The sequence below is a fragment of the Streptomyces sp. NPDC107500 genome, assembly GCF_055582785.1.
Genome location: NZ_JBVJPF010000008.1, coordinates 269,799 through 290,092, shown reverse-complemented (window position 1 = coordinate 290,092; position 20,294 = coordinate 269,799). Strand labels below are relative to the sequence as shown.

The window sequence follows — 20,294 nt, the reverse complement described above, 5'->3', positions numbered from 1 at the left end:
GCGGGTCCGCTTCAATGGCCGGATGGCCCACACACGTACGAACGCCCTCGACCCCTCCCCGACCGAACCCAGCGGACACGGTCTGCGCCTGCGCTCCTGGGACCCGGACTCCGACGCCGACGTGGAGGCGTGGCTCCGCGGCTGCCTGGACCCCGAGTTCCAGCGCTGGAACACCCCGCTCAAGCTGTGGACCGACCTCGCGGGGGCCCGCGAGTCGATGCGCGCCCGGGCCCGCGACGAGGCCGACGGCAGATCGGTGTCCTTCCGCGTCACGGACGCGGAGAGCGGGGCGACGCTGGGGCACATGGGCGTCAACGAGATCAGCCGCCCGATGAAGGTGGCCCGGGTCGGCTACTGGGTGCTGCCCGAGGCCCGCGGCCGGGGCGTCGCCGGCCGTTCCCTGCTGCTCGCCTCGCGCTGGGCCTTCGCCGAACTCGGCCTGCACCGCCTGGAGCTGGGCCACGCGGTGGGCCACGACGCCTCGTGCCGCGTAGCGGAGAAGTGCGGCTACCCCGGCGAGGGCACGCTGCGCGAGGCCATGTTCGAGACCGGCCGCCACGACCGCTTCCGCGACGTACACCTCCACGCCCGCCTCGCCACGGACGCGGAACCGCCGGCACCGGCGTCCCGCTGACGGGCGTCGGACGCACCGGCCCGCGCGCCGCCCCCGTGGGGCCGGTGCCCGGTGCGTCCCGTGCCCGGGGCCGCTCGGTGTTCCGCGCCCGCCGAAGCCGCCGGGGCGTCATGCGCCCGTAGCGGCCCGGCGGCCCGGCGTCCCGCGCCTACGGCCTGCCCGGCGCCCCGCCGCTCACGGCCGGCCCGGCCCCCCGGCTCACGGCCACAGCAGCCGCTGATGCCAGCCGGCCTCGTTCTCCGTCCACAGGTAGGCGAGGCGTACGTGGCGCCTGTGGGGCTCGCCCTGGAAGAACTCCACCTCGTGCGGGCGCAGGCGGTACAGGGTCCAGGTCGGGGCGGGTGCCGTCGGTTCCCGGGCCGCGCGCTGCCAGGCCGCCTCCGAGGCGCGGGTCAGTTCGTCCGGCGAGTCCAGCTCCGCGCTCTGCCTGCCGGTGAGGGCCGCGGCCAGCGCGCCCGTCGACCGCGCGTGCAGGTCGGCCATCGCCTCCTCGGCCGGAGCCGCGGCGACCGGGCCGCGCACCCGCACCTGACGGCCCAGCACGGGCCAGTAGAAGGCGAGCGCGGCATACGGGCGCCCGGCCAGCTGGCGGCCCTTGCGGCTGTCGGCGTGCGTGGCGAAGGACCAGCCGGCCGCGTCCGCGCCGTGCAGCATCACGATGCGTACGTCGGGCAGCCCGTCGGCGTCGGACGTCGCCAGCGACACGGTGTGCGGCTCGGTCTGGCCGGCGGCCACCGCCTCCGCGAACCAGCGCGTGAACAGGTCCACCGGGTCGCCGGGGGCGTCGGACGGGTCGAAGGGCGGCAGCTCGGTGACCGCGGGGTCCCACACCCGCAGCGACCGCAGCAGCTCGTGGACGCTCTTCACACCGAGCCGAGGTCGGAGGAGACCCAGCGCTCGGGCCGCATCCGCACGATGACCTGCTCGCCGTGGTTCGCCGAGGCGAAGGCGACGTACCCGTCGACCTTCTCGGCGGGGAGGTAGCGGGCGGAGATCTCCCGCAGGTTCTCCTCGGTGGCGGGGACCGTGTCCACCACCGGCCCCTCCACGGACACGTACCGGATGGTGGGCTCCAGCCGGTCGACCATCAGCGAGAACCGGCCCGCGGCGCGGATCCGCTGGTTCTTGCGGCTGTCGAGGCCGGTCATGATCCACACGTCGCCGCCGGGTTCGTACTGGTACCAGATCGGCACGGTCAGCGGAGCGCGGCCGGCTTCCGCGTCGACCGCGAGCGCGGCGATGTGCGGTTCGGCCAGGAACTTCTCACGCTCTTCGCGGGTCAGGGCCATCGTGGTCTCCTCCAGCGGATACGGGCGTCGGCGTTGAGCACAACACCGTCCGGGTGCGGGGCTGTTCCCCGATCCTGGCCGTCGCGGGGCCGAACTGCGAGGCGTCGTTCGTCGTGTCGGTGCGGCCTGGCGCGGAGGGCGCCTGACGCGGGACACGGTCGCCGAGTTCGGGCGGGCGGGCCGTCGGCGGGCGGGGCTGTGAGGTGGTGCCGGAGGCGCGGCGAAACGGTGGAGCGGCGGAGAGGTGGGGCGTGGAGCGGTGGGGCGGTGGAGCTGACGGGCTTGGTACCGGCGTACTGCTTCCTGCTACTTCGTGGGCTTCTTGCCGGTGACGCCCAGGTACATCAACAGAGCGAGATTGGGCTTGAGTTCGGCCTGCTTGACGCCCCAGGAGGAGAAACCCTTCTGGTGGGAGGCGACGGCCGCGAGCATCACGACCAGGGAGCCCGCGATCGCGGCGGGGTTCACGTCCTTGTCGACCTTGCCCTTGGCCTGGAGTTCGGCGACGGAGTCCGCGAGGGAGGAGTTCACCGAGTTGAGGATCTTCATACGGATCTTGGAGAAACGTTTATCCCCTTCGGCCGCGCCGAGATCGATCACGCGGAGAATCGCGTCGTTCTTCCGCCAGAACTCCATGAATCCGTCGACGAGTTCCTGTGCCGTGTGCCAGCCGGCCTTGCCGACCCACGAACGGCCCGCCGTGAGACCGGCCAGCGACGCGCTCTCGGCGGCCATGGTCTCGGCGATCTCCAGCACGGCGCCCTCGACGTCCGGGAAGTACTGGTAGAAGGTCGCGGGCGAGGTGCCGGCCTTGCGGGCGACATCGATGACTTTGACATCGCGATAGGGGGAGGAGCTGAGCATTTCGCTGAGGCAGTCGAGCAGTTTCTGCCGGGTCGCCTGCCCACGTCGACCGGCCACGCGGCCGTCGACGGTACGCACTTGTCCTGTCATGCCGTCAGCTTACCGACGGGCGTTCCGAGCGCGATTCGGCCGACTGCAAATGGGGTGCGAGGGCCCGAGAGGCCCGTTTGAGCCGAGAGACGCTGGTGCGCCGGTCTGCGCGGTGCGGGCGACGCGGCTACGTTGACGGCATGGCTGAAAACGGGGCATCCGAGAAGAGGGCGACAGCCCGTCCGTCAGACCGCCCGGAGGGCACCGACCGCCCGGAGGGCACCCCCTGCTGGGTGGAGGCCCAGCTCTCCGACGTCGAGGCGGGCCGGCGCTTCTACGGCGAGCTGTTCGGCTGGACCTTCGAGGAGACGACGGAGTCACTGCGGGCGTCCCTGGACGGTGAGCCGGTCGCCGGTCTGGTCCGCAAGACGGACGGCCGGATGCCCACCGTGTGGACCGTGTACTTCCACACCCCCGACGCCCGCGCGCTCGCCGGGCGGATCCGGGAGGCCGGCGGTCAGGTCGTCACCCCGCCCCACGAGGTCGGCGACCTGGGCACCAGCGCCCTCGCCGCCGATCCCGAGGGCGCCGTCTTCGCGCTCTGGGAGCCGGACGGCCACCCCGGCTTCGGGCGCCGGCACGAGCCCGGTACCTTCGCCTGGGCCGAGCTGTACGCCCGCGACACCGACGCCGCGAACGCCTTCTACGGCGAGCTGTTCCGCGACGCGCTCTTCGGCCCGGACGCCGACCCCGACTTCGGGCGCGCCCCGGTCTCCGGCACCTTCGCCGCCGAGATGCCGCCGCACTTCCTCGTCCACTTCCTGGTCCGGGACGTCGAGGCCGCCCTCGGGGCGGTGGCCCGGCTCGGCGGCCGGGTGCGGGTCCCGCCCTTCGAGACGTCGTACGGCAGGGCGGCGGTCGTCTCGGACGGCCAGGGGGCGTCGTTCGCGCTGCTCCAGCGCTGAACCGGGGCCGGGCAGCGGAGCCCAGGCGCCCGGGATGTGACGAGACACCCCGATTGTCCCCAGGTTCGCCACCAGCGCCTCGGACAGGAAGAATCAGGGTGCGTGGCGCCACGCAGGTGCGGTGGTGAGACGCTGCACTTCGGTCGCGTACATAAGTGGGTGGCGCGGCCCGTACGGGGAGGTGGGCAGGCAAGTGGTGGATCAGCTGATGCAGCACGATCCGCGGCGGATCGGGCCGTTCGAGGTGCTGGGCCGGCTCGGTGCCGGCGGCATGGGGCTGGTCTTCCTCGCGCGCTCGGCGTCCGGGCGGCGCGTGGCGATCAAGACGGTGCGCACGGAACTGGCGGAGGACCAGCTGTTCCGCGTCCGCTTCACGCGCGAGGTGGAGGCGGCCCGCGCGGTCTCCGGCTTCTACACGGCGGCCGTGGTCGACGCCGACCCGCGCGCCGCGGTGCCGTGGCTGGCCACCGCTTACGTCCCCGCGCCCTCCCTCGAGGAGATAGTGAACGAGTGCGGGCCGCTCCCGGCCCAGGCGGTGCGCTGGCTGGCGGCGGGCGTCGCGGAGGCGCTCCAGTCCATCCACGGCGCGGGCCTGGTCCACCGCGACCTCAAGCCCTCCAACGTCCTCGTCGTCGAGGACGGCCCCCGCGTGATCGACTTCGGCATCGCGTCCGGGGTCTCGAACACCCGTCTGACCATGACGAACGTCGCCGTCGGCACCCCCGCCTACATGTCCCCGGAGCAGGCGAAGGACTCCCGCAGCGTCACCGGCGCCAGCGACGTGTTCTCGCTGGGCTCGATGCTGGTCTTCGCCGCCACCGGGCACCCGCCCTTCCACGGGGCCAACCCGGTCGAGACCGTCTTCATGCTGCTGCGCGAGGGCCCCGACCTCGAAGGACTCCCGGACGAGCTGCGTCCGCTCATCGAGTCCTGCATGCAGATGGAGGCCACCGGCCGCCCCAACCCCGCCGACCTCCAGGCCCAGCTCGCCCCGCACCTCTTCGGCTCCGGCTCCGACGACAGCGGTACGGCGTCGGCGTGGCTGCCCGAGCGCGCGGTCAGCCTGATCGAGGGCCGCCGGGGTGGCCGACCCCCGGTCAGGCCCGCCCCCTCCGGCGGACGCGGCCCGGGCCCGTCCGGCGCCCGCCCGGCCGTTCCGGCGCCCCAGCTGCCGCCGCCCGCGCACGACCCCGTCGTACCGGCGCCGCCCACACGCGGACCGTCCGTCCCGGCGCCCGTCGGCGCGCCCGACGCCGGACCGGTCCGGCTGGCCGGCGGATCGGTGCCCATCGGCCCGGGCCCGCGCGTCGCCGACATGCGCGCCGCCGCCGTCGCGGCACCCCCGCCGGAGTCCGCCCTCACCGCCTCCTGGTCCCGGGTGCGCCCCGGCGTCAACGGCGCCGACCCCGCGCTGCCGGCCGCCGCGCCCGTGCCCACCGCGCCGCCCGAGGCGTCACCGGCCGGCTGGCGCCCCTGGCGCTTCCGCATGTCCAACGACGTCTGGGGCACCCCCCGCGTCGCCGGGGACCTCGTCTACGTCACCTCCTTCGAGGTGCACGCCCTGGACGTGGCCACCGGACGCCGCCGCTTCAAGACCCGGGACGTCGCCTGGTCGATGGCGGTCGCGGACGGCCGTATCCACGCCTCCGACGGCCCGACCCTGTTCGCCCTCGACGCCCGCGAGGGCGGCGACCTCTGGCGCGTCCAGACCGACGCCTGGGTGTACTCCCTCCAGGCCGACCGCGGCACCGTCGTCACCGCCACCCGCGGCGGCGGCGTCCAGGGGTGGGAGGCGTCCGGCGGCCAGAAGCTCTGGGAGATCACCGGCGCCCAGACCGACTTCGAGTCCCCGGAGGCCGGCGCCGCCCTCCACGACGGCACGGTGTACGTCTGGCAGGACGCCCGGCTGCGCGCCCTGGACGCGCGCACCGGCGACGAGAGATGGTCGTACCCGATCGGCGACGCGGCCTCCTGCGGCGGCGTCCCCGTCCGTATCACCCAGGCACCCGACGGCTACGTCTACGTCGCGGCCGGGACCCGGGTCCTCGCCCTGGAGGTCACCTCCGGCCACGTCCGCTGGCACTTCGAGGCGCCCGCGGTCTTCCTCGCCCCGCCCGCCTTCGTCCCCGGCCCGGCGGTGACCGGCGGCGGCGTCTACCTCGCCGACTACCTCGGCACGGTGTACGCCCTCGACGCCACCGACGGCCGCGACCGCTGGCGCATCGCGACGGAGGCCCGCTCCTCCACCGACCCGGTGCTGGTCGCGGCGGGCCACGTCCACGTGGGCAGCGGCAAGGGCCTCTACACCCTGGACGCGGTCACCGGCACCCCCAAGTGGCGCTTCCAGGCGGGCGGCGACATCGTGGGCGCCCCCGCGGTCGCCGAGGGCCGCATCCACTTCGGCTCCACGGACCACCTGCTGTACACCCTGAAGGCCGACGACGGCCGCCTGCGCTGGAAGCTGGCCACCGGAGGCGAGATCACCGGCTCCCCGGTCGTCCGCGACGGCATCGTCTACGCGTGCAGCAAGGACCGCTGCGTGTACGCCCTCGACGCGGAGAAGGGGACGGGGACGGCCCGGACCACCTGATCCGGGGCGCGCTCAGGCCGGCTTGCGCCAGACGGAGATGTGCTTGCCGGAGTCCTGGACGAACGGCGACCCGTCCCAGTCCGCGACTCGGCGCTCCAGTTCGAGCCCCGCGATCCGGGCCATCAGGTCCAGCTCGGCCGGCCAGGCGTACCGGTGCCGGGAGTTGTCGCGGCGGTACTGGCCGGTGTTCTCGTCGCGGGTGAAGTGGTTCGAGACGAGCATCTGCTCGACCAGGTCGAAGGTGTCGAAACCGAGGTGCCGGCCGGAGACGTCGAACGGCACCGCGACCTGACCGGGCGGCAGGCGCCGCAGCGGGGGCACCTCCAGCTCGATGACGAACCGGCCGCCGGGGCGCAGATGACGTGCGGCGTTGCGGAAGCACTCGACCTGCTCGTCCTGGGTGAGCAGGTTGGAGATCGTGTTGTAGACGAGGTAGACCAGGGCGAATTCGCCGGGGACGACGGTCTTCGCCATGTCCCCGACGCTCACCGGGAGGGTGTCCTCGTCGGCCTTCCGCCGCAGCACGGCGGCCATGTGCTCGGACAGTTCGATGCCGGCGACCGGCACGCCGCGTTCACTGAGCGGGACGCCCACGCGGCCGGTGCCGATGGCGAATTCGAGGGCCCGGCCGTCTCCGGCGAGCCCGGCGAGGAAGTCGAGAGTCGGTGCGAGGGCGGCGGCCGAGGAGTTCTCGGCCTCCTCGGCGTCGTAGCGGTCGGCGGTCGCGCGGCTCCACAGCTCACTGCTCGTCACGGGCGGCCACTCTGCCGGGTCGCGGCGCGCGCTGTCGACGCATTTAAACGACCGCGGCCGCGGCGGCTCCCCTCCGCGCCGCCGCGGCCCATTCCCCCGTGCGGGAAGAAGGTCTACTTGCCGTCCCGCTTCAGCGCGGGCGGGGTCGGCATGTTGTTGTCCATCGTCTTGATGGCGTCCTTGGCCGGCGGGGCAGGCATGTTGTTGTCCTGCGTCGTGACGGTCTCGTCCGAGACCGGCGGCGCGGGCATGTTGTTGTCCTGCGGAGTGGCGACGACTTCTTCCTTCTTGTCGCTCATGTGCTTGCTCCTCTGCGAAGTTGAACGAGTGAGGAAAGCCCGTCCGGTAGCTCCCCCGAGGGCCACCGGACGGGCGTTCGGAGCCGCACACTAACCCGTCGGCTCGCTGGTCACCCGTCTGCCCCCCGACGCGACGGCGTGACAGGAACGAGCGTGACGGAGGGCGATAAACGAATGCTGAACGGCCCGGTTGGCCGGCTCAGGCCGCCGTCGCGGGCTTCAGCAGCGCTCGTACGGCGTCCGCCTCCGAAGAGCCGTTGGCCTCGTAGAGGTTGAGCGCCTCGCGCCAGCACGCCTGTCCCCGGTCCACCTCGCCGAGGCCGCTCAGGGAGTGCCCGAGGAGCTTCAGAACGTTGCCGCGCATCTGGTCACCGCCGATGCAGCCAAGGGCCAGGGCCTGTTCGGCGTGCTGTGCGGCCGGACCGGGCCGGTGGGCCGCCAGGTGGGTCTCGGCGATCCTGAAGTGCGTGGTGCCCGCCCACAGCCGCTGCCTGTGGTCCACGAAGATGGTCAGGGCCTGCGAGAACTGCGCGAGAGCGTCGATGTGACGGCCCGCTGTCACATAGGCGACACCCAGGGCGTAGTGACCGTTGGCCAGGCGCATGGTGCTGCCGACCTGCACGTGCACGGCGAGGCCGTTCTGCGCGAACTCGATGGCCTTGGCGGTGTTGCCCATCCCCATGTAGGCACGCGAGAGGTTGCACAGGGCGGTCGCCTCGCACAGGCCGTTGCCGGCGGCCCGGAATCCCTCGATGGCTTGGTCGAAGAACACCTTGCCGTCGGAGTAGCGGTGTTGGTGCAGGGCGATCAGACCGCAGTCCTGCGCGGCCCAGCTCGCTGCGGTGGGGTCCGCCGCGGCAGTTGCCCGCTCCATCGCGAGACGCGCCTCTTCCGAGGCCTGCTGGATGCGGCCGGAGACCAGCAGGAACCCGGTGAGCGCGATACGCGCCCTGCCCTCCGCGCGGGTGTCACCCACGGCCTGCGTCGCCTCGCGTATGGCCACGGCCGTCGCCTCGTACTGCCGGGAGTTGGCGCCCGACTCCGCCAGATCCCTCGCGGCCCACAGGAGATCGACGGCACGGCGCAGCCGCTCCGTCCCGGCGGCCTGGCGTACACACGCCAGCAAGGCCGACGACTCCGTGTACAGCCAGTCCAGCGCCGCCGGACCGTCGGCGAAGCGGAGGCCGGGATACTTGGTCACCTCCAAGTGGTCCACCAGCCGATCCCCGGGCCGCTCGATCGCGTACACCCCCGCCGCCGTGGCCAGGTAGAAGTCCAGCAACCGCGACAACGCCGCGCCCCGCTCGCTCGGCGGATGCTCGTCCCGTTCCGCGCACGCACGCGCGTAGAGGCGGACCAGGTCGTGGAAGCGGTAGCGGCCCGGCGCCGCCGATTCCAGGAGGGACGTGTCGACCAGGGTCTCCAGGAGGTCCTCCGTGTCCTCCACGGGGAGATCCAGGACCGCCGCCGCGGCCGCCAGGGAGATGTCCGGGCCGTCGGCCAGGCCGAGGAGGCGGAAGGCGCGGGCCTGGGCGCGCTCCAGCTGGCCGTAGCCCAGTTCGAAGGTGGCCTTGACGGCCAGGTCACCGGCCTGGAGTTCGTCGAGCCGGCGCCGCTCGTCCGCCAGCTTCGCCGCGAGGACCGAGACCGTCCAGGTGCGGCGGGCCGCGAGCCGGGACGCCGCGATGCGGATGGCGAGGGGCAGGAAGCCGCACGCGCCGACGACGTCCAGCGCCGCCTCCCGCTCCGAGGCCACCCGCTCCTCGCCCACGATCTTCGTGAAGAGGGCCAGCGCCTCCTCCGGGGACATCACGTCCAGGTCGACCAGTTGCGCCCCGGCGAGATCCACCATCCGCACCCGCGCCGTCACCAGCGCCGCGCAGCCCTCCGTGCCGGGCAGCAGCGGCCGTACCTGCGCGGCGTCGCGGGCGTTGTCGAGGAGGACGAGGACGCGGCGCCCGTCCAGCACGGAGCGGTAGAGGGCGGCGCGCTCCTCCAGGGAGTCGGGGATGGCCGAGTCGGCCGTACCGAGGGCGCGGAGGAACGAGCCCAGCACCGTCTCCGGCTCCGCCGCCCGCGGGCCCGCGCCCTGGAGGTCGACGTACAGCTGCCCGTCCGGGAAGGCGGCCCGCGCCTGGTGGGCGACGTGCACGGCGAGGGTGGTCTTGCCGACGCCGCCGATGCCCGCCAGCGCGGAGACCGCCATCACGCGGCCGGAGTTCCCGCCCCCGGCCCCGGACGCGGAGGACAGCACGTCGCTCAGCTCGCGCACGAAGGCGGCCCGGCCCGTGAAGTCGGGCACCGTGGCCGGGAGTTGCGCCGGACGCACGGAGGAAGACACCGTCTCCGCGGCTGGGGCCGACGGGTCGGCGAGGCCGGGGTCCGCCTGGAGGATGCGCTGCTGGAGTTCCTGGAGGCCGGGGCGGGGGTCGACGCCGAGTTCGTCGGCGAGCAGGCGCCGCGTGTCCGCGTAGACCGCGAGGGCCTCCGCCTGGCGGCCGCTGCGGTACAGGGCCAGCATCAGCAGCTCGCGCAGGCGCTCCCGAAGCGGGTGCTCCGCCGTGAGCGCCGTCAGCTCCGACACCGCCTCCGCGTGGCAGCCCTGCTCCAGGTCCATGTCCAGGCAGGTTTCGAGGAGTTGCAGCCGCCACTCCTCAAGACGGACGCGCTGCGCCTCCGCGTAGGGTCCCGGAACGCCCGCCAGTACCTCGCCGTCCCACAGCGCGAGCGCGCGGCGCAGGAGGTCACGGGCGTGGCACAGGTCCCCCGCGGTCCGCGCCTTCTCGGCGCCGGTGGCCAGGTCCTGGGCCGCCGCCAGGTCCAGCGCCCCCTCGGCGAGACCCCGCACGGCGTACCCGCCGGACTCGCTCACCAGGACCCCGGGGTCCAGGATCTTCCGCAGCCGGGACGCGTACGTCCGCACCGCCGCCAGCGCCTGCGACGGCGGTTCCTCGCCCCACAGGGCGTCGATCAGTTCGGCCGCCGTCGCCGTGCGGCCCTCGCGGAGCAGCAACGCGGCCAGCAGGGCGCGCTGCTGCGGGGAGCCGGTGGCCAGCGCCCCCTCGCCCCGCCAGGCCCGCACCGGTCCGAGCACGCCGAACCGGAGCGCGGCCGACCCGTCCGGTTCCGCCGGGGTTCCGGGACGCCGCTGCTCCGGAACCCGCGGTCCACCGTCCATGCCGTCGTCCCCCTAGACATCCTGAGCAACCAGGCCAGTTTGCCTTGTTCATGCCGACCACGTCAGCCGTGGGAGACGCCGATCACAAGGTTCTCACCTGCTCCCCGGCCCCTTCCCCTCCAGCTCCACCCGCACCGTCAGCAGCCCCGTCCCCACCCCCATCGCCCGTACCGCCAGGCTGTTGAGGCGGGGGAGCCGGCGCAGGCGGGCGAGTGGGTCGTCGTCGGGGAGGAGGTGGGCCGTTCCCCGGTGCCAGCGGCCGCGGAGGCGTACCCGGACGCGCGGGTCGGCGCGGATGTTGCGGATGTACTGGGACCGTTCGCCGAACTCCGAGACCAGCCAGAAGTCGTCGCCGACCCGGCGTCCGCCGACCGGAGTGCGGCGGGGGAGGCCGGAGACGCGGCCGGTGGTCTCGAGGAGGATCTGGCCGGGCAGTCTGCGTACGACGGTGTTGAGGCGGCGCTGGAAGGCCGTGACGGCCCGGTACTTCTTCTCGGCCTGGGGCGGCCTCTCGGCGTTGGACGACTTCGACATCGTTCGTTCACGCTCCCGTCTCTTGTGTCTCCATGTTCCCGGAAAACCTCTCGGGGACGAACGGGGGCGGGCGTGGCGGACGGACGGGTGGTGCGGGTGTGCGCGTGGTGACGTGGAACCTGTGGTGGCGGTTCGGGGCGTGGGCCGACCGGCAGAAGGCGATCCTCGCCGTGCTGCGGGAGTTGCGGCCCGATGTCGTCGGGCTCCAGGAGGTGTGGGCCGCCGACGACGGGGAGAACCTCGCCGGGTGGCTGGCGCGGGAACTCGGCCTGCATTGGGCCTGGGCGCCCTCGCCCGCGCCCGAGCGGTGGCAGCGGCGGATCGGGGACGGGTCGGTGGGCATCGGCACCGCGGTGCTCAGCCGCTGGCCCGTCGTGGAGCGCGCGGTGCTGCGGCTGCCGGCCCCCGGCGAGGTGGACGACGGGCGGCTGGCGTTCCACGTCCGGCTGGACGCGCCCGGTCACCAGGTGCCCTTCTGCACCGTCCACCTCAACTCGGGTGCCGGAGCGTCCGAGGTGCGGCGCGCACAGGTCGCGTCCCTCGTGGACTTCGTCGCCGCGCACCGGCACGGCACCGGCTTCCCGGCCGTCGTCACCGGCGACTTCAACGCCCGCCCCGGGTCCCCGGAGGTGCGCCCGCTGCGTACGGCGCGGCTCCACGACGCCTGGCTGCACGCCGGGCCCGGCCTGCCCTCCGGCACCTGGGGCCCGGGGGACCCCGACGGGCCGGACGGGCTGAGCGCGCGGATCGACCACGTGTACGTGGGCCCGCCCGGGCCCGGCGGACTGGGCCGGGTCCGGGCGGTACGGCGGGCCGGCGACCGCCCCGTCGACGGCGTCCGCCCCTCCGACCACGCGGCGGTCGTCGCCGACCTCGACGACGGAGGGGCGGTCCCCGCCGCGGGAACGCCGGGGGCGGCTACCGCCCCAGGATCGCCGGGGGCGGCTAACGCCCCAGGAACACCGGGTTGGTGAAGGCCGCCAGCGCCCCCGGCAGCGGACCGGCCGCCGCCTCGTGCCGTACCTCGGCCCGTACGTACGCCGCGTACGAGGCGGTCGTCCGCCATTCCACGACGCCCGCACCGGACACCGGCAGCGGGTCACTGGTGAACAGCACCCCCTGGTCGGTGACGAGGCGCACCGTGCAGCGCGGGGCGCCGGTCACCTCCAGGCGGACGGTGACCGGGGTGTCGCGGTCCACGCGCAGCCGCTCACCGATCCCGGCGTGCTCGCCCCGGCCGCCGGACGCGGTGAAGGCCAGCGACAGCCGCGACGACTCGGCGACGTAGGACCGGCCGGCCCTGATGCCCTCCTGGATCGCCTCCCGCGTCAGGTCGTCGGCGAGGACGACGGTCTGCGGGCGGCCGATGACGTCGGGGGAGCGGTGGGAGTCGCTGCTGCCCATCGCCGGGATCCAGCTGCGGCCGCCGTCCCGCACCGAGGCGACCAGCATGCCGTCCCAGTCGGCCAGCGCCACCTCGTCGTCGGGCGTGTAGGCGCCGTTCCACACCTCGACCGCGTCGGCCTCGCCGAAGCCGAACTTCCAGTTGCAGCCGATGCAGGTGGCGTGCGGGTGGGCCGGGACGACCAGGCCGCCCGCGCGGCGGATCTGCCGGGCGAAACGGCCGAAGCGGTTGTCCCGGGCCCGGTAGCGCCAGTCGACGAAGGTGCCGGGGTCGGTGCCGAGGGCGACGACGTGGCCGTTGCGGGTCGTCACCTCCTCGCCGAGCAGGATCAGCAGGTCGTCCCCGGCCAGGTCGGCCCAGTGCGCGTGTGCGGAGTGGGTGTTGTGCTCGGAGGAGTTGATGAAGTCCAGGCCCGCCGCACGGGCCAGCTCCGCGATCTCGGCGAGGGTGTAGCGGCCGTCGGAGTACTCGGAGTGCAGGTGGCAGTCGCCCCGGTACCAGGCGCGGCCGCGTCCCCGGGCCCGCTCGGGCGGGTACACCGGACGGGGGGTCTCGTCCTGCTCGCCGTACGTCAGCGTGATCGTGATCTCGTACGACAGCCCCTGCGGGGCGACCGTGTACGGGCCGAGGGCGACGTGCCAGGTGCCCGGCCGGATCCGCCCGGGGAGGTATCCGGGGGTCGCGTCGTCCGCCCGGACGAAGAACTCCGTGCGCGCCCCGCCCGACCAGCCCCTGAAGCCCCGGCCGCCCAGCTCGGTGCCGCGCTCGTCGAAGAGGCCGATGTCGAGGGCGTTGCCCTGGGCGCCGGCCGGGACGGTGGGACGGTCGTAGGTGTAGGCGACGTGTATCTCGCGCACCCCGGACGGGACTTCGACGGGGACGTAGACGAAGTCGGGCGAGCCGGTGGGCAGGGTGCCGCGCACCGTTCGCTTCCGCTCTTCCCGCGGTGCCGCTGTGGCGAAGCTCACGCTTCCCAACGTAAGCGCGGCGGCGGCTCCCGTCACGAACACCGCGCGTCTGCCGATCCCGGCGTGGTCGTCCTCGCACATGCTGCTGCTCCCTGTGTCGTCACGGTCATGACATCGGTGGTGCAGGGGTGGTGCGTGCAACCCTCGTATTGAGCCGTGAACTCCCGGGCAAGGAAAGGGGTTCGGGGCATGGAGGGCCGGGAACCGCGCGGTGGGCCGGCGGGACGGGAAAGCCGCCCTGATCACGGCGCTCGTATGCTCGAAGGATGACGACTTCCGCGACCTCCGGAACCGGACCCGCCGACCAGGCCGGCCCCACCGAGAACTCCCTGCGTCGCGCCCTCAAACGCGCCCGGGACGGCGTCGCCCTGGACGTGTCCGAGGCCGCCGTGCTGCTCCAGGCGCGCGGCGAGCACCTCGACGCCCTCACCGCGTCCGCCGCCCGGGTCCGGGACGCGGGCCTGGAGGCGGCCGGGCGGCCCGGCGTCATCACGTACTCGAAGAGCGTCTTCGTCCCGCTGACCCGGCTGTGCCGGGACAAGTGCCACTACTGCACGTTCGTCACCGTCCCCGGCAAGCTGCGCCGGGCGGGGCACGGGATGTTCATGTCGCCGGACGAGGTGCTGGACATCGCGCGCAAGGGCGCCGCCCTCGGCTGCAAGGAAGCCCTCATCACCCTCGGCGACAAGCCCGAGGACCGCTGGCCGGAGGCCCGCGAGTGGCTCGACGCGCACGGGTACGACGACACGATCGCGTACGTCCGCGCCATCTCGATCCGCATCCTGGAGGAGACGGGCCTGCTCCCGCACCTCAACCCCGGTGTGATGTCCTGGACGGACTTCCAGCGGCTCAAGCCGGTGGCGCCGTCCATGGGCATGATGCTGGAGACGACGGCGACCCGCCTGTGGTCCGAGCCCGGCGGCCCGCACCACGGCTCCCCGGACAAGGAGCCCGCCGTGCGGCTGCGCGTCCTGGAGGACGCCGGACGCTCCTCGGTCCCCTTCACCTCGGGCCTGCTCATCGGCATCGGAGAGACCTACGAGGAGCGCGCGGAGTCCCTGTTCGCGCTGCGCAAGGTGTCCCGCTCCTACCACGGCATCCAGGAACTGATCATCCAGAACTTCCGCGCCAAGCCCGACACGGCGATGCGCGGCATGCCGGACGCGGAGCTGGACGAGCTGGTCGCCACGGTGGCCGTCGCCCGGCACATCATGGGCCCGTCCGCCTGCCTCCAGGCCCCGCCGAACCTGGTGGACGCCGAGTACGAGCGGCTGATCGGCGCCGGCATCGACGACTGGGGCGGGGTCTCCCCGCTCACCATCGACCACGTCAACCCCGAGCGGCCCTGGCCGCAGATCGACGAACTCGCCGCGAAGTCCCGGGCGGTCGGCTTCGAGTTGCGGGAACGTCTCTGCGTCTACCCGGAGTTCGTCCAGCGCGGCGAGCCCTGGCTGGACCCGAGGCTGCGCCCGCACGTGGCGGCCCTCGCCGACCCGGCGACGGGGCTCGCGCTGCCGGACGCGCCGGTCGAGGGGCGCCCCTGGCAGGAACCGGACGAGGCGTTCACCGCCTCGGGCCGCACCGACCTGCACACCACCATCGACACCGAGGGCCGCACCTCGGACCGCCGCGACGACTTCGACGAGGTGTACGGCGACTGGGGCGCCCTGCGCGAGGCCGCAGCGCCCGGCATGGTCCCCGAGCGCATCGACACCGACGTGCGCGCCGCGCTCGCCACGGCCGCCGACGACCCGACGCGGCTGACCGACGACGAGGCGCTGGCCCTGCTGCACGCCGACGGGCCCGCGCTGGACGCCCTGTGCCAGGTGGCCGACGACGTCCGCAAGTCCGTGGTGGGCGACGACGTCACGTACATCGTCACCCGCAACATCAACTTCACCAACGTCTGCTACACCGGCTGTCGCTTCTGCGCCTTCGCCCAGCGCCGCACCGACGCCGACGCCTACACGCTCTCCCTGGACCAGGTCGCCGACCGCGCCGAGCAGGCGTGGGACGTGGGCGCGGTCGAGGTCTGCATGCAGGGCGGCATCCACCCGGACCTGCCGGGCACCGCGTACTTCGACATCGCGAGGGCGGTGAAGGCCCGGGTCCCCGGCATGCACGTGCACGCCTTCTCGCCGATGGAGGTCGTCAACGGCGCGACCCGCACCGGCATGTCGATCCGGGAGTGGCTGAGCGCGGCCAAGGAAGCGGGCCTGGACTCGATCCCGGGCACGGCGGCGGAGATCCTCGACGACGAGGTCCGCTGGATCCTGACCAAGGGCAAGCTGCCGACGGCCACCTGGATCGAGGTGATCGAGACGGCCCACGAACTGGGTCTGCGCTCCTCCTCGACCATGATGTACGGCCACGTCGACCAGCCCCGCCACTGGCTGGGCCACCTGCGCACCCTGGCCGGCATCCAGCAGCGCACGGGCGGCTTCACGGAGTTCGTGACGCTCCCCTTCATCCACACCAACGCGCCCGTGTACCTGGCGGGCATCGCGCGGCCCGGCCCGACGGTCCGGGACAACCGCGCGGTGACGGCGATGGCCCGCCTGCTCCTCCACCCGCACATCCCCAACATCCAGACAAGCTGGGTCAAACTGGGCACGGAGGGTGCGGCGGAGATGCTCCGCTCCGGCGCGAACGACCTCGGCGGCACCCTCATGGAGGAGACGATCTCCCGCATGGCGGGCTCCTCCTACGGCTCGTACAAGTCGGTCAAGGATCTGATCGCGGTCGCGGACGCGGCGGGCCGCCCGGCCAAACCCCGGACCACGCTGTACGGCCCGGTGCCGGAGGAGCGGCAGCGGACGGCGCGGGACTCGGACGGCCACCTGCCTCAGCTGCTGCCGGTGCTGGACTGAGCGAATCGGGGCGGGTGGCGCACGGCCTCCCGCCCCTGTTGGCGTCAGGGAGCGCCGTGCGCGGCATCCTCGTCATCTCCGCAGGCCGTGTCGCCTTCGGAGAGGGACGTCAGGTAGCGGTCGCGCTCCGCCCCGGTAAGGGCCCGGCCGACGCGGGCGCACAACTGCCTGGTCCAAGCGTCGACAGACACGTCCCACGACATGATCTCTCCGCCTTCGGTGGCGGACCACAAGTGCTTGCCGTCCTTGGCGAAGAGGAGACTGCTCTGCCAGCCCGGACCCCCGGTTCCGGACTGTGAGACGTCTGTCCAAGGGACCGCTACGCTGCCCAGTCGGTCGCCGGTCTCGGAGTCCCACAGCCAGACCGTGCCGTCGCCTGCCACTGTGGCCGTCCACCGGCCCGTGTGATCGGTGACCAGACCGCTCACCCCGGCTCCCTGGGACCGCCAGTTCGACCGGCCGCTTCGGAGGCTCCAGCTCTGCAGCACGCGGCCGTCAGTGACGGCGAGAAGCGACTGGCTCTCCTCGGACAGGGCCAGGCTGTTCACGGCCGGGGTCCCGAGGTCCAGTCGTTGCAGGAGTTCACCCGATGCCACGCGGTAGACGTCGACGTGGCCGTCCTCGGTAGTGACCGCGGCCAGTTCGCCCCTCTCGCCGACGGCCGTCACGTACTCGGTCGAATCCGTCGCCCAGGAGTCTTCCCCGGCCGACCCTGCGGCGGCACCCTTCACCGCGATCGAGTGCTTCCCGGTACGGGGGTCGACGACGAGCACGGAGCCGTCAGCGGGCATGACCACCACGCGGCCGTCCGGCCTGCCGGCGATGTGCGTCTCTCCGACGGCTCCGGGATGCTCGGGAAGGGCGAACGACTTCTCTCTCGTCAGACTCCCCGACTTCAAGGCCCACACCTCAAGATGGGAGCCCGACGCGGCGTAGAGGACGTCATCGGAGTCGCCGAACGCGAGCGAGTCGTACGGCATGTCGGCGGCGCTCGCGATCTCGCCGTCCGGAAACCTGACATGCAAGGAGGAGGGGTGATCGGCATCCGTCTGCTGACTCCACGCCAGCAGTCCACCCGGGCTCAGGGCGAGAGGGGGTTGGTACTCGACCGTCGCCCCGTCGGGCACCGGGACACCGTGCCGGTGCATGGTGGGTGCCCTCTGCGCCAGGGACCAGAGGGCCACCGTGCCTCCATCGGCCGAGGCGAGCCGGTCACCCTCTCCCGGTGAGAAGGCCAGGAGCGATGGCGCCTCCACACCGGGGAGGGTCTCCAGCACCGCCTGCGGTGATCCCTCCTCAGCCGTGGCCAGCAAGAGCCCTCGGCTCGTGCCCACCGCGGTGCGTCGTCCGTCCGAGACGGCCAGACTGGCCGTCTCCTTGTCCACTCGGATCGTCTGAGCCCCGCAGCCACTGCCCTCGTTGTCCCCTCCGGGAAACGAGCCCTGGGAGAGCTGCTCCAGCGAAGAAAGGGAAACGCTGCCGAATTTCATGAACCCGAAGCAGTTTCCGCTGGGCGAGGCGGCGGAGACGTACCCGTTGGCGGGGAACTGGACCTCGTCGGACGCGTCGAGTGTCCTCAACTCGCTGTCGTAGGTCCGCCATCCCATCGCGCTGGTCACGGCGATCTTGGTTCCGTTGTCCCAGAACGCGAGGTTGAGGGCTGCCGCGAGGAGTTTCGTCTCGACGCGGCGGGAGACCTTGCCGGACTTCCCCTCGGACAGCCTCAGGCCGTTGTCGCCGTCCATCCAGGCCAGGTCATGGGTGGAGGGGCGGAACGCGATCAGGGAGATCGCACTCCCCTTTGCGGACAGGCGCTTGTTCTCACCCGTCCGCATGTCGTGGACGACGACCTCGCCCGAGCTGGTGCCGACGGCGAGCAGCTGGTCGTCGTCACTGAAGGTCAACGCGTCGATCCGTCCCGAGAGCGAGAACCGTTCCGTTCTTCGGGAGCCGTCGGCGGTCCACAGGGTCACCGTGCCCTTCTCCGTGCCGGCGGCGACGAAACGCGGTGAAGCGGTGTGTGCCAGAGCCGTCACCGTCGCGTCGGCGTGCACGAAGCGGACCAGATGCGGGCTCTGTGTCGTCACCTGATAGAGGGCCGAGAGGGTCTCGGGTGTCTCCTCCACCTGGTACCCCTGCAGGGCCAGCAGTGACGCCGTCTCCAGGTCGTCGTCGCTCAGATTGAGCGCCGTCGCCGCCAGTTGACGGGCCGTGGCGATGCGGGCCTGTTCCTGGGCCGTGTTGCGCTGGACGAAGGCGAACACCGCAGTGGCGGTGGCCAGTACGGCCAAAGCCGTCATGCCGGCCAGCATGCCCCGCCGGAAGCGCCGGAGCCGGCTTCGCTGGGTGACGTCCTCCCCGAACAGCTCGTCCTTCGGCCGATCGTGCAGGGGCGCCGCGAGGTCCGCGACCGCCTCACGGAACCGAGGATCCCGGAGGTCGCCGGTGTGGTCGGAGTCCATCCATCGCAGGTCCACCCAGCGAGGCTCGGCGGTGAAGTGGCCGCGCAGGGCCGGGTGCAGGCAGGTGGAACGCGCGAAGTCGAAGTCCCCGGCCGCCTCGTCCCAGTGGATCTCCCCACCCGTGACCACGAGCAGCAGCTTCTCCGGGCGGGGGCCTTGCCGCCACCAGTCGATCTCCTTGCCCACCCACTTCGAGGCACCCGACTCCGGCGAAGCCAGGAGCAGCAGGTACGCGGAGTCACCGAGCGCCTGCTCCACGGTGCTCCACAGGTTGTGTTCCATGGACATGGCGGCGTTGTCCAGGAACACCCGCAGCGCGCGCATCCGGTTCCAGGGCCTGGCGAAGGTGTGCAGCGCCTGTCTCAGCAGCCGCGCCCGGTGCGTGTCGGGCGTGTGGCTGTACGAGATGAACGCGGCGTAGCGCATGGATGGACCCCCGTCCCGGCGTGCTGCGGCGATTGGATCATGGTCCTTCGCCATGGCACTGACACCCAGTCAAATGAGGCGTCAGAATAGCCATTTGGACATTGGTGTCGCGAGAGTCGGGGGCGGAGATGAGCCAGGGACTGCTGGGCCTGGGGGACGACGACCTTCCGGTGGTGTTCCGTTCCTCGGACTCCGCCTCGCTGGGCGGACAGCGGAACTACATCCGGGGTACGAAGATCCGGCTGTCGTTGGCCGTCGCCGCGGCGTTGTGCGGCGCCCTCGACCAGCGGCCGGCGGTCATCGGGCTCGTGGTGGTCTTCGTGCTGACCATCTGTGTCGAGGTCTGGCTGCTGACGGAGCGCCCCGAGCAGTCCTGGTACGACGGCCGTGCGCTCGCCGAGTCCACGAAGACCCTGGCCTGGCGCTTCGCGGTGGGAGGGACGCCTTTTCCCGCGGACCTGCCCGAGGCCGGGGCGCACCGCAGGTTCCAGCGGCGTCTCGGAGAGCTGCTGCGGGAAGCGCCCGTCTCCAGCCTCTCGCCGCTGGGGTCGATCGCGGTCACCGACGCCATGAACCACCTGCGCGCCCGGCCCTTCGCCGAGCGCAAGGAGGCGTATCTGCGCCACCGGATCGAGGACCAGCAGGCGTGGTACTCGGCGAAGGCGGCGTCGAACGTCCGCAACGCCCGGCGCTGGCGTCTGGTACTCATCGCCGTCGAGGGGCTGGGCCTGACGGCGGCGGTCCTGCGGCTCCTCGACCTGTTCACCTTCGACCTGGCCGGAATCCTCGCAGCGGTACTGGGCGCCGGCTCGGCGTGGCTCGCGGTGCGGCAGTACGAGACGCTCGGCCGGGCCTACACCTTCGCCGCCACCGAGCTGAGCGTGATCCACGAACGCTTGGTCCACGCCGACGAGGAGACCTGGGGGGACGAGGTGGCCGATGCCGAGGAGGCGATCAGCCGGGAGCACACGATGTGGCGGGCCTCGCGCGGGACGAGCTGACGTCGCGGTCTGCGGCCCGGGGCACG

15 protein-coding genes are annotated in these 20,294 nt (G+C 72.8%); 6 read left to right on the top strand and 9 right to left on the bottom strand.

The genetic code is table 11. The annotated features are described in order from the left end of the window. Positions 1-22: 22 nt before the first annotated feature. A complete protein-coding gene (locus tag ACZ67M_RS30545) occupies positions 23-634 on the top strand; it encodes a GNAT family N-acetyltransferase (RefSeq protein WP_361357533.1) in 612 nt (203 codons plus the stop codon). Positions 635-832: 198 nt separating this feature from the next. On the opposite strand, the gene ACZ67M_RS30540 is transcribed toward ACZ67M_RS30545, so the two are convergent. The 3 genes from ACZ67M_RS30540 to ACZ67M_RS30530 form a co-directional block, all read right to left on the bottom strand. Next, a complete protein-coding gene (locus ACZ67M_RS30540) occupies positions 833-1,501 on the bottom strand; it encodes a pyridoxine/pyridoxamine 5'-phosphate oxidase (RefSeq protein WP_469853676.1) in 669 nt (222 codons plus the stop codon). Next, complete coding sequence (locus ACZ67M_RS30535; protein WP_161329194.1) at positions 1,498-1,923, bottom strand: pyridoxamine 5'-phosphate oxidase family protein; 426 nt, start codon at positions 1,921-1,923, stop codon at positions 1,498-1,500. The genes ACZ67M_RS30540 and ACZ67M_RS30535 overlap by 4 nt, the downstream gene beginning before the upstream one ends. Before the next feature lie 306 nt (positions 1,924-2,229). Further along, entirely contained in the window at positions 2,230-2,865 is a 636-nt protein-coding gene (locus tag ACZ67M_RS30530; protein WP_361358018.1) for a TetR family transcriptional regulator, read from the bottom strand. A gap of 152 nt (positions 2,866-3,017) precedes the next feature. Here ACZ67M_RS30530 and kbpA point away from each other — a divergent pair, with 152 nt between their 5' ends. Then, on the top strand, positions 3,018-3,782 hold the full coding sequence (gene kbpA / locus ACZ67M_RS30525; protein WP_469853675.1) for an AfsK-binding protein KbpA: 765 nt from the start codon (positions 3,018-3,020) through the stop codon (positions 3,780-3,782). A gap of 193 nt (positions 3,783-3,975) precedes the next feature. After that, the gene (gene afsK / locus ACZ67M_RS30520; RefSeq protein ID WP_469853674.1) at positions 3,976-6,372 is read left to right on the top strand and encodes a protein serine/threonine kinase AfsK; all 2,397 of its coding nucleotides are present in this window, start codon (positions 3,976-3,978) and stop codon (positions 6,370-6,372) included. Between the two features lie 12 nt (positions 6,373-6,384). Here afsK and ACZ67M_RS30515 read toward each other — a convergent pair whose 3' ends face one another. The 4 genes from ACZ67M_RS30515 to ACZ67M_RS30500 all read right to left on the bottom strand — a co-directional run bounded on the left by ACZ67M_RS30515 (position 6,385) and on the right by ACZ67M_RS30500 (position 11,136). Beyond that, positions 6,385-7,125 carry a class I SAM-dependent DNA methyltransferase gene (locus ACZ67M_RS30515; RefSeq protein ID WP_469853673.1) on the bottom strand — a complete coding sequence of 247 codons (741 nt, stop codon included), beginning with the start codon at positions 7,123-7,125 and terminating at the stop codon, positions 6,385-6,387. Positions 7,126-7,238: 113 nt separating this feature from the next. Next, complete coding sequence (gene afsS / locus ACZ67M_RS30510) at positions 7,239-7,424, bottom strand: regulatory protein AfsS (protein WP_376297612.1); 186 nt, start codon at positions 7,422-7,424, stop codon at positions 7,239-7,241. A 199-nt stretch (positions 7,425-7,623) separates the two neighbouring features. After that, positions 7,624-10,602: an SARP-family global regulator AfsR gene (gene afsR, locus ACZ67M_RS30505; RefSeq protein WP_469853672.1), complete on the bottom strand. Its 2,979-nt coding sequence runs from the start codon at positions 10,600-10,602 to the stop codon at positions 7,624-7,626. 93 nt (positions 10,603-10,695) lie between these two features. Next, positions 10,696-11,136 (bottom strand): nitroreductase/quinone reductase family protein, encoded by a 441-nt coding sequence (locus tag ACZ67M_RS30500; RefSeq protein ID WP_361357552.1) that lies wholly within the window; start codon positions 11,134-11,136, stop codon positions 10,696-10,698. Positions 11,137-11,234: 98 nt separating this feature from the next. Here ACZ67M_RS30500 and ACZ67M_RS30495 point away from each other — a divergent pair, with 98 nt between their 5' ends. Next, positions 11,235-12,110, top strand: coding sequence for an endonuclease/exonuclease/phosphatase family protein (locus ACZ67M_RS30495; protein WP_392015661.1), 876 nt, complete (start codon positions 11,235-11,237; stop codon positions 12,108-12,110). On the opposite strand, the gene ACZ67M_RS30490 is transcribed toward ACZ67M_RS30495, so the two are convergent. Further along, positions 12,082-13,590 carry a CehA/McbA family metallohydrolase gene (locus ACZ67M_RS30490; protein WP_469853671.1) on the bottom strand — a complete coding sequence of 503 codons (1,509 nt, stop codon included), beginning with the start codon at positions 13,588-13,590 and terminating at the stop codon, positions 12,082-12,084. The genes ACZ67M_RS30495 and ACZ67M_RS30490 overlap by 29 nt on opposite strands. 185 nt (positions 13,591-13,775) lie before the next feature. Here ACZ67M_RS30490 and ACZ67M_RS30485 point away from each other — a divergent pair, with 185 nt between their 5' ends. Next, positions 13,776-16,379, top strand: coding sequence for a bifunctional FO biosynthesis protein CofGH (locus tag ACZ67M_RS30485; protein ID WP_361357560.1), 2,604 nt, complete (start codon positions 13,776-13,778; stop codon positions 16,377-16,379). Positions 16,380-16,423: 44 nt separating this feature from the next. On the opposite strand, the gene ACZ67M_RS30480 is transcribed toward ACZ67M_RS30485, so the two are convergent. Further along, positions 16,424-19,267: a toll/interleukin-1 receptor domain-containing protein gene (locus tag ACZ67M_RS30480; protein ID WP_469853670.1), complete on the bottom strand. Its 2,844-nt coding sequence runs from the start codon at positions 19,265-19,267 to the stop codon at positions 16,424-16,426. Between the two features lie 128 nt (positions 19,268-19,395). Between ACZ67M_RS30480 and ACZ67M_RS30475 the strand changes: the two genes are divergently transcribed. Then, positions 19,396-20,268: a DUF4231 domain-containing protein gene (locus ACZ67M_RS30475; protein WP_469853669.1), complete on the top strand. Its 873-nt coding sequence runs from the start codon at positions 19,396-19,398 to the stop codon at positions 20,266-20,268. Positions 20,269-20,294: the final 26 nt, after the last annotated feature.

What these genes read in the sequence shown, in the direction of transcription:
- ACZ67M_RS30545 (WP_361357533.1), top strand. Translation starts at nt 23, where the DNA reads ATGGCCCACACACGTACGAACGCCCTCGACCCCTCCCCGACCGAACCC.
- ACZ67M_RS30535 (WP_161329194.1), bottom strand. Translation starts at nt 1,923, where the DNA reads ATGGCCCTGACCCGCGAAGAGCGTGAGAAGTTCCTGGCCGAACCGCAC.
- kbpA (WP_469853675.1), top strand. Translation starts at nt 3,018, where the DNA reads ATGGCTGAAAACGGGGCATCCGAGAAGAGGGCGACAGCCCGTCCGTCA.
- afsS (WP_376297612.1), bottom strand. Translation starts at nt 7,424, where the DNA reads ATGAGCGACAAGAAGGAAGAAGTCGTCGCCACTCCGCAGGACAACAAC.
- afsR (WP_469853672.1), bottom strand. Translation starts at nt 10,602, where the DNA reads ATGGACGGTGGACCGCGGGTTCCGGAGCAGCGGCGTCCCGGAACCCCG.
- ACZ67M_RS30500 (WP_361357552.1), bottom strand. Translation starts at nt 11,136, where the DNA reads ATGTCGAAGTCGTCCAACGCCGAGAGGCCGCCCCAGGCCGAGAAGAAG.
- ACZ67M_RS30490 (WP_469853671.1), bottom strand. Translation starts at nt 13,590, where the DNA reads ATGTGCGAGGACGACCACGCCGGGATCGGCAGACGCGCGGTGTTCGTG.
- ACZ67M_RS30485 (WP_361357560.1), top strand. Translation starts at nt 13,776, where the DNA reads ATGACGACTTCCGCGACCTCCGGAACCGGACCCGCCGACCAGGCCGGC.
- ACZ67M_RS30480 (WP_469853670.1), bottom strand. Translation starts at nt 19,267, where the DNA reads ATGCGCTACGCCGCGTTCATCTCGTACAGCCACACGCCCGACACGCAC.
- ACZ67M_RS30475 (WP_469853669.1), top strand. Translation starts at nt 19,396, where the DNA reads ATGAGCCAGGGACTGCTGGGCCTGGGGGACGACGACCTTCCGGTGGTG.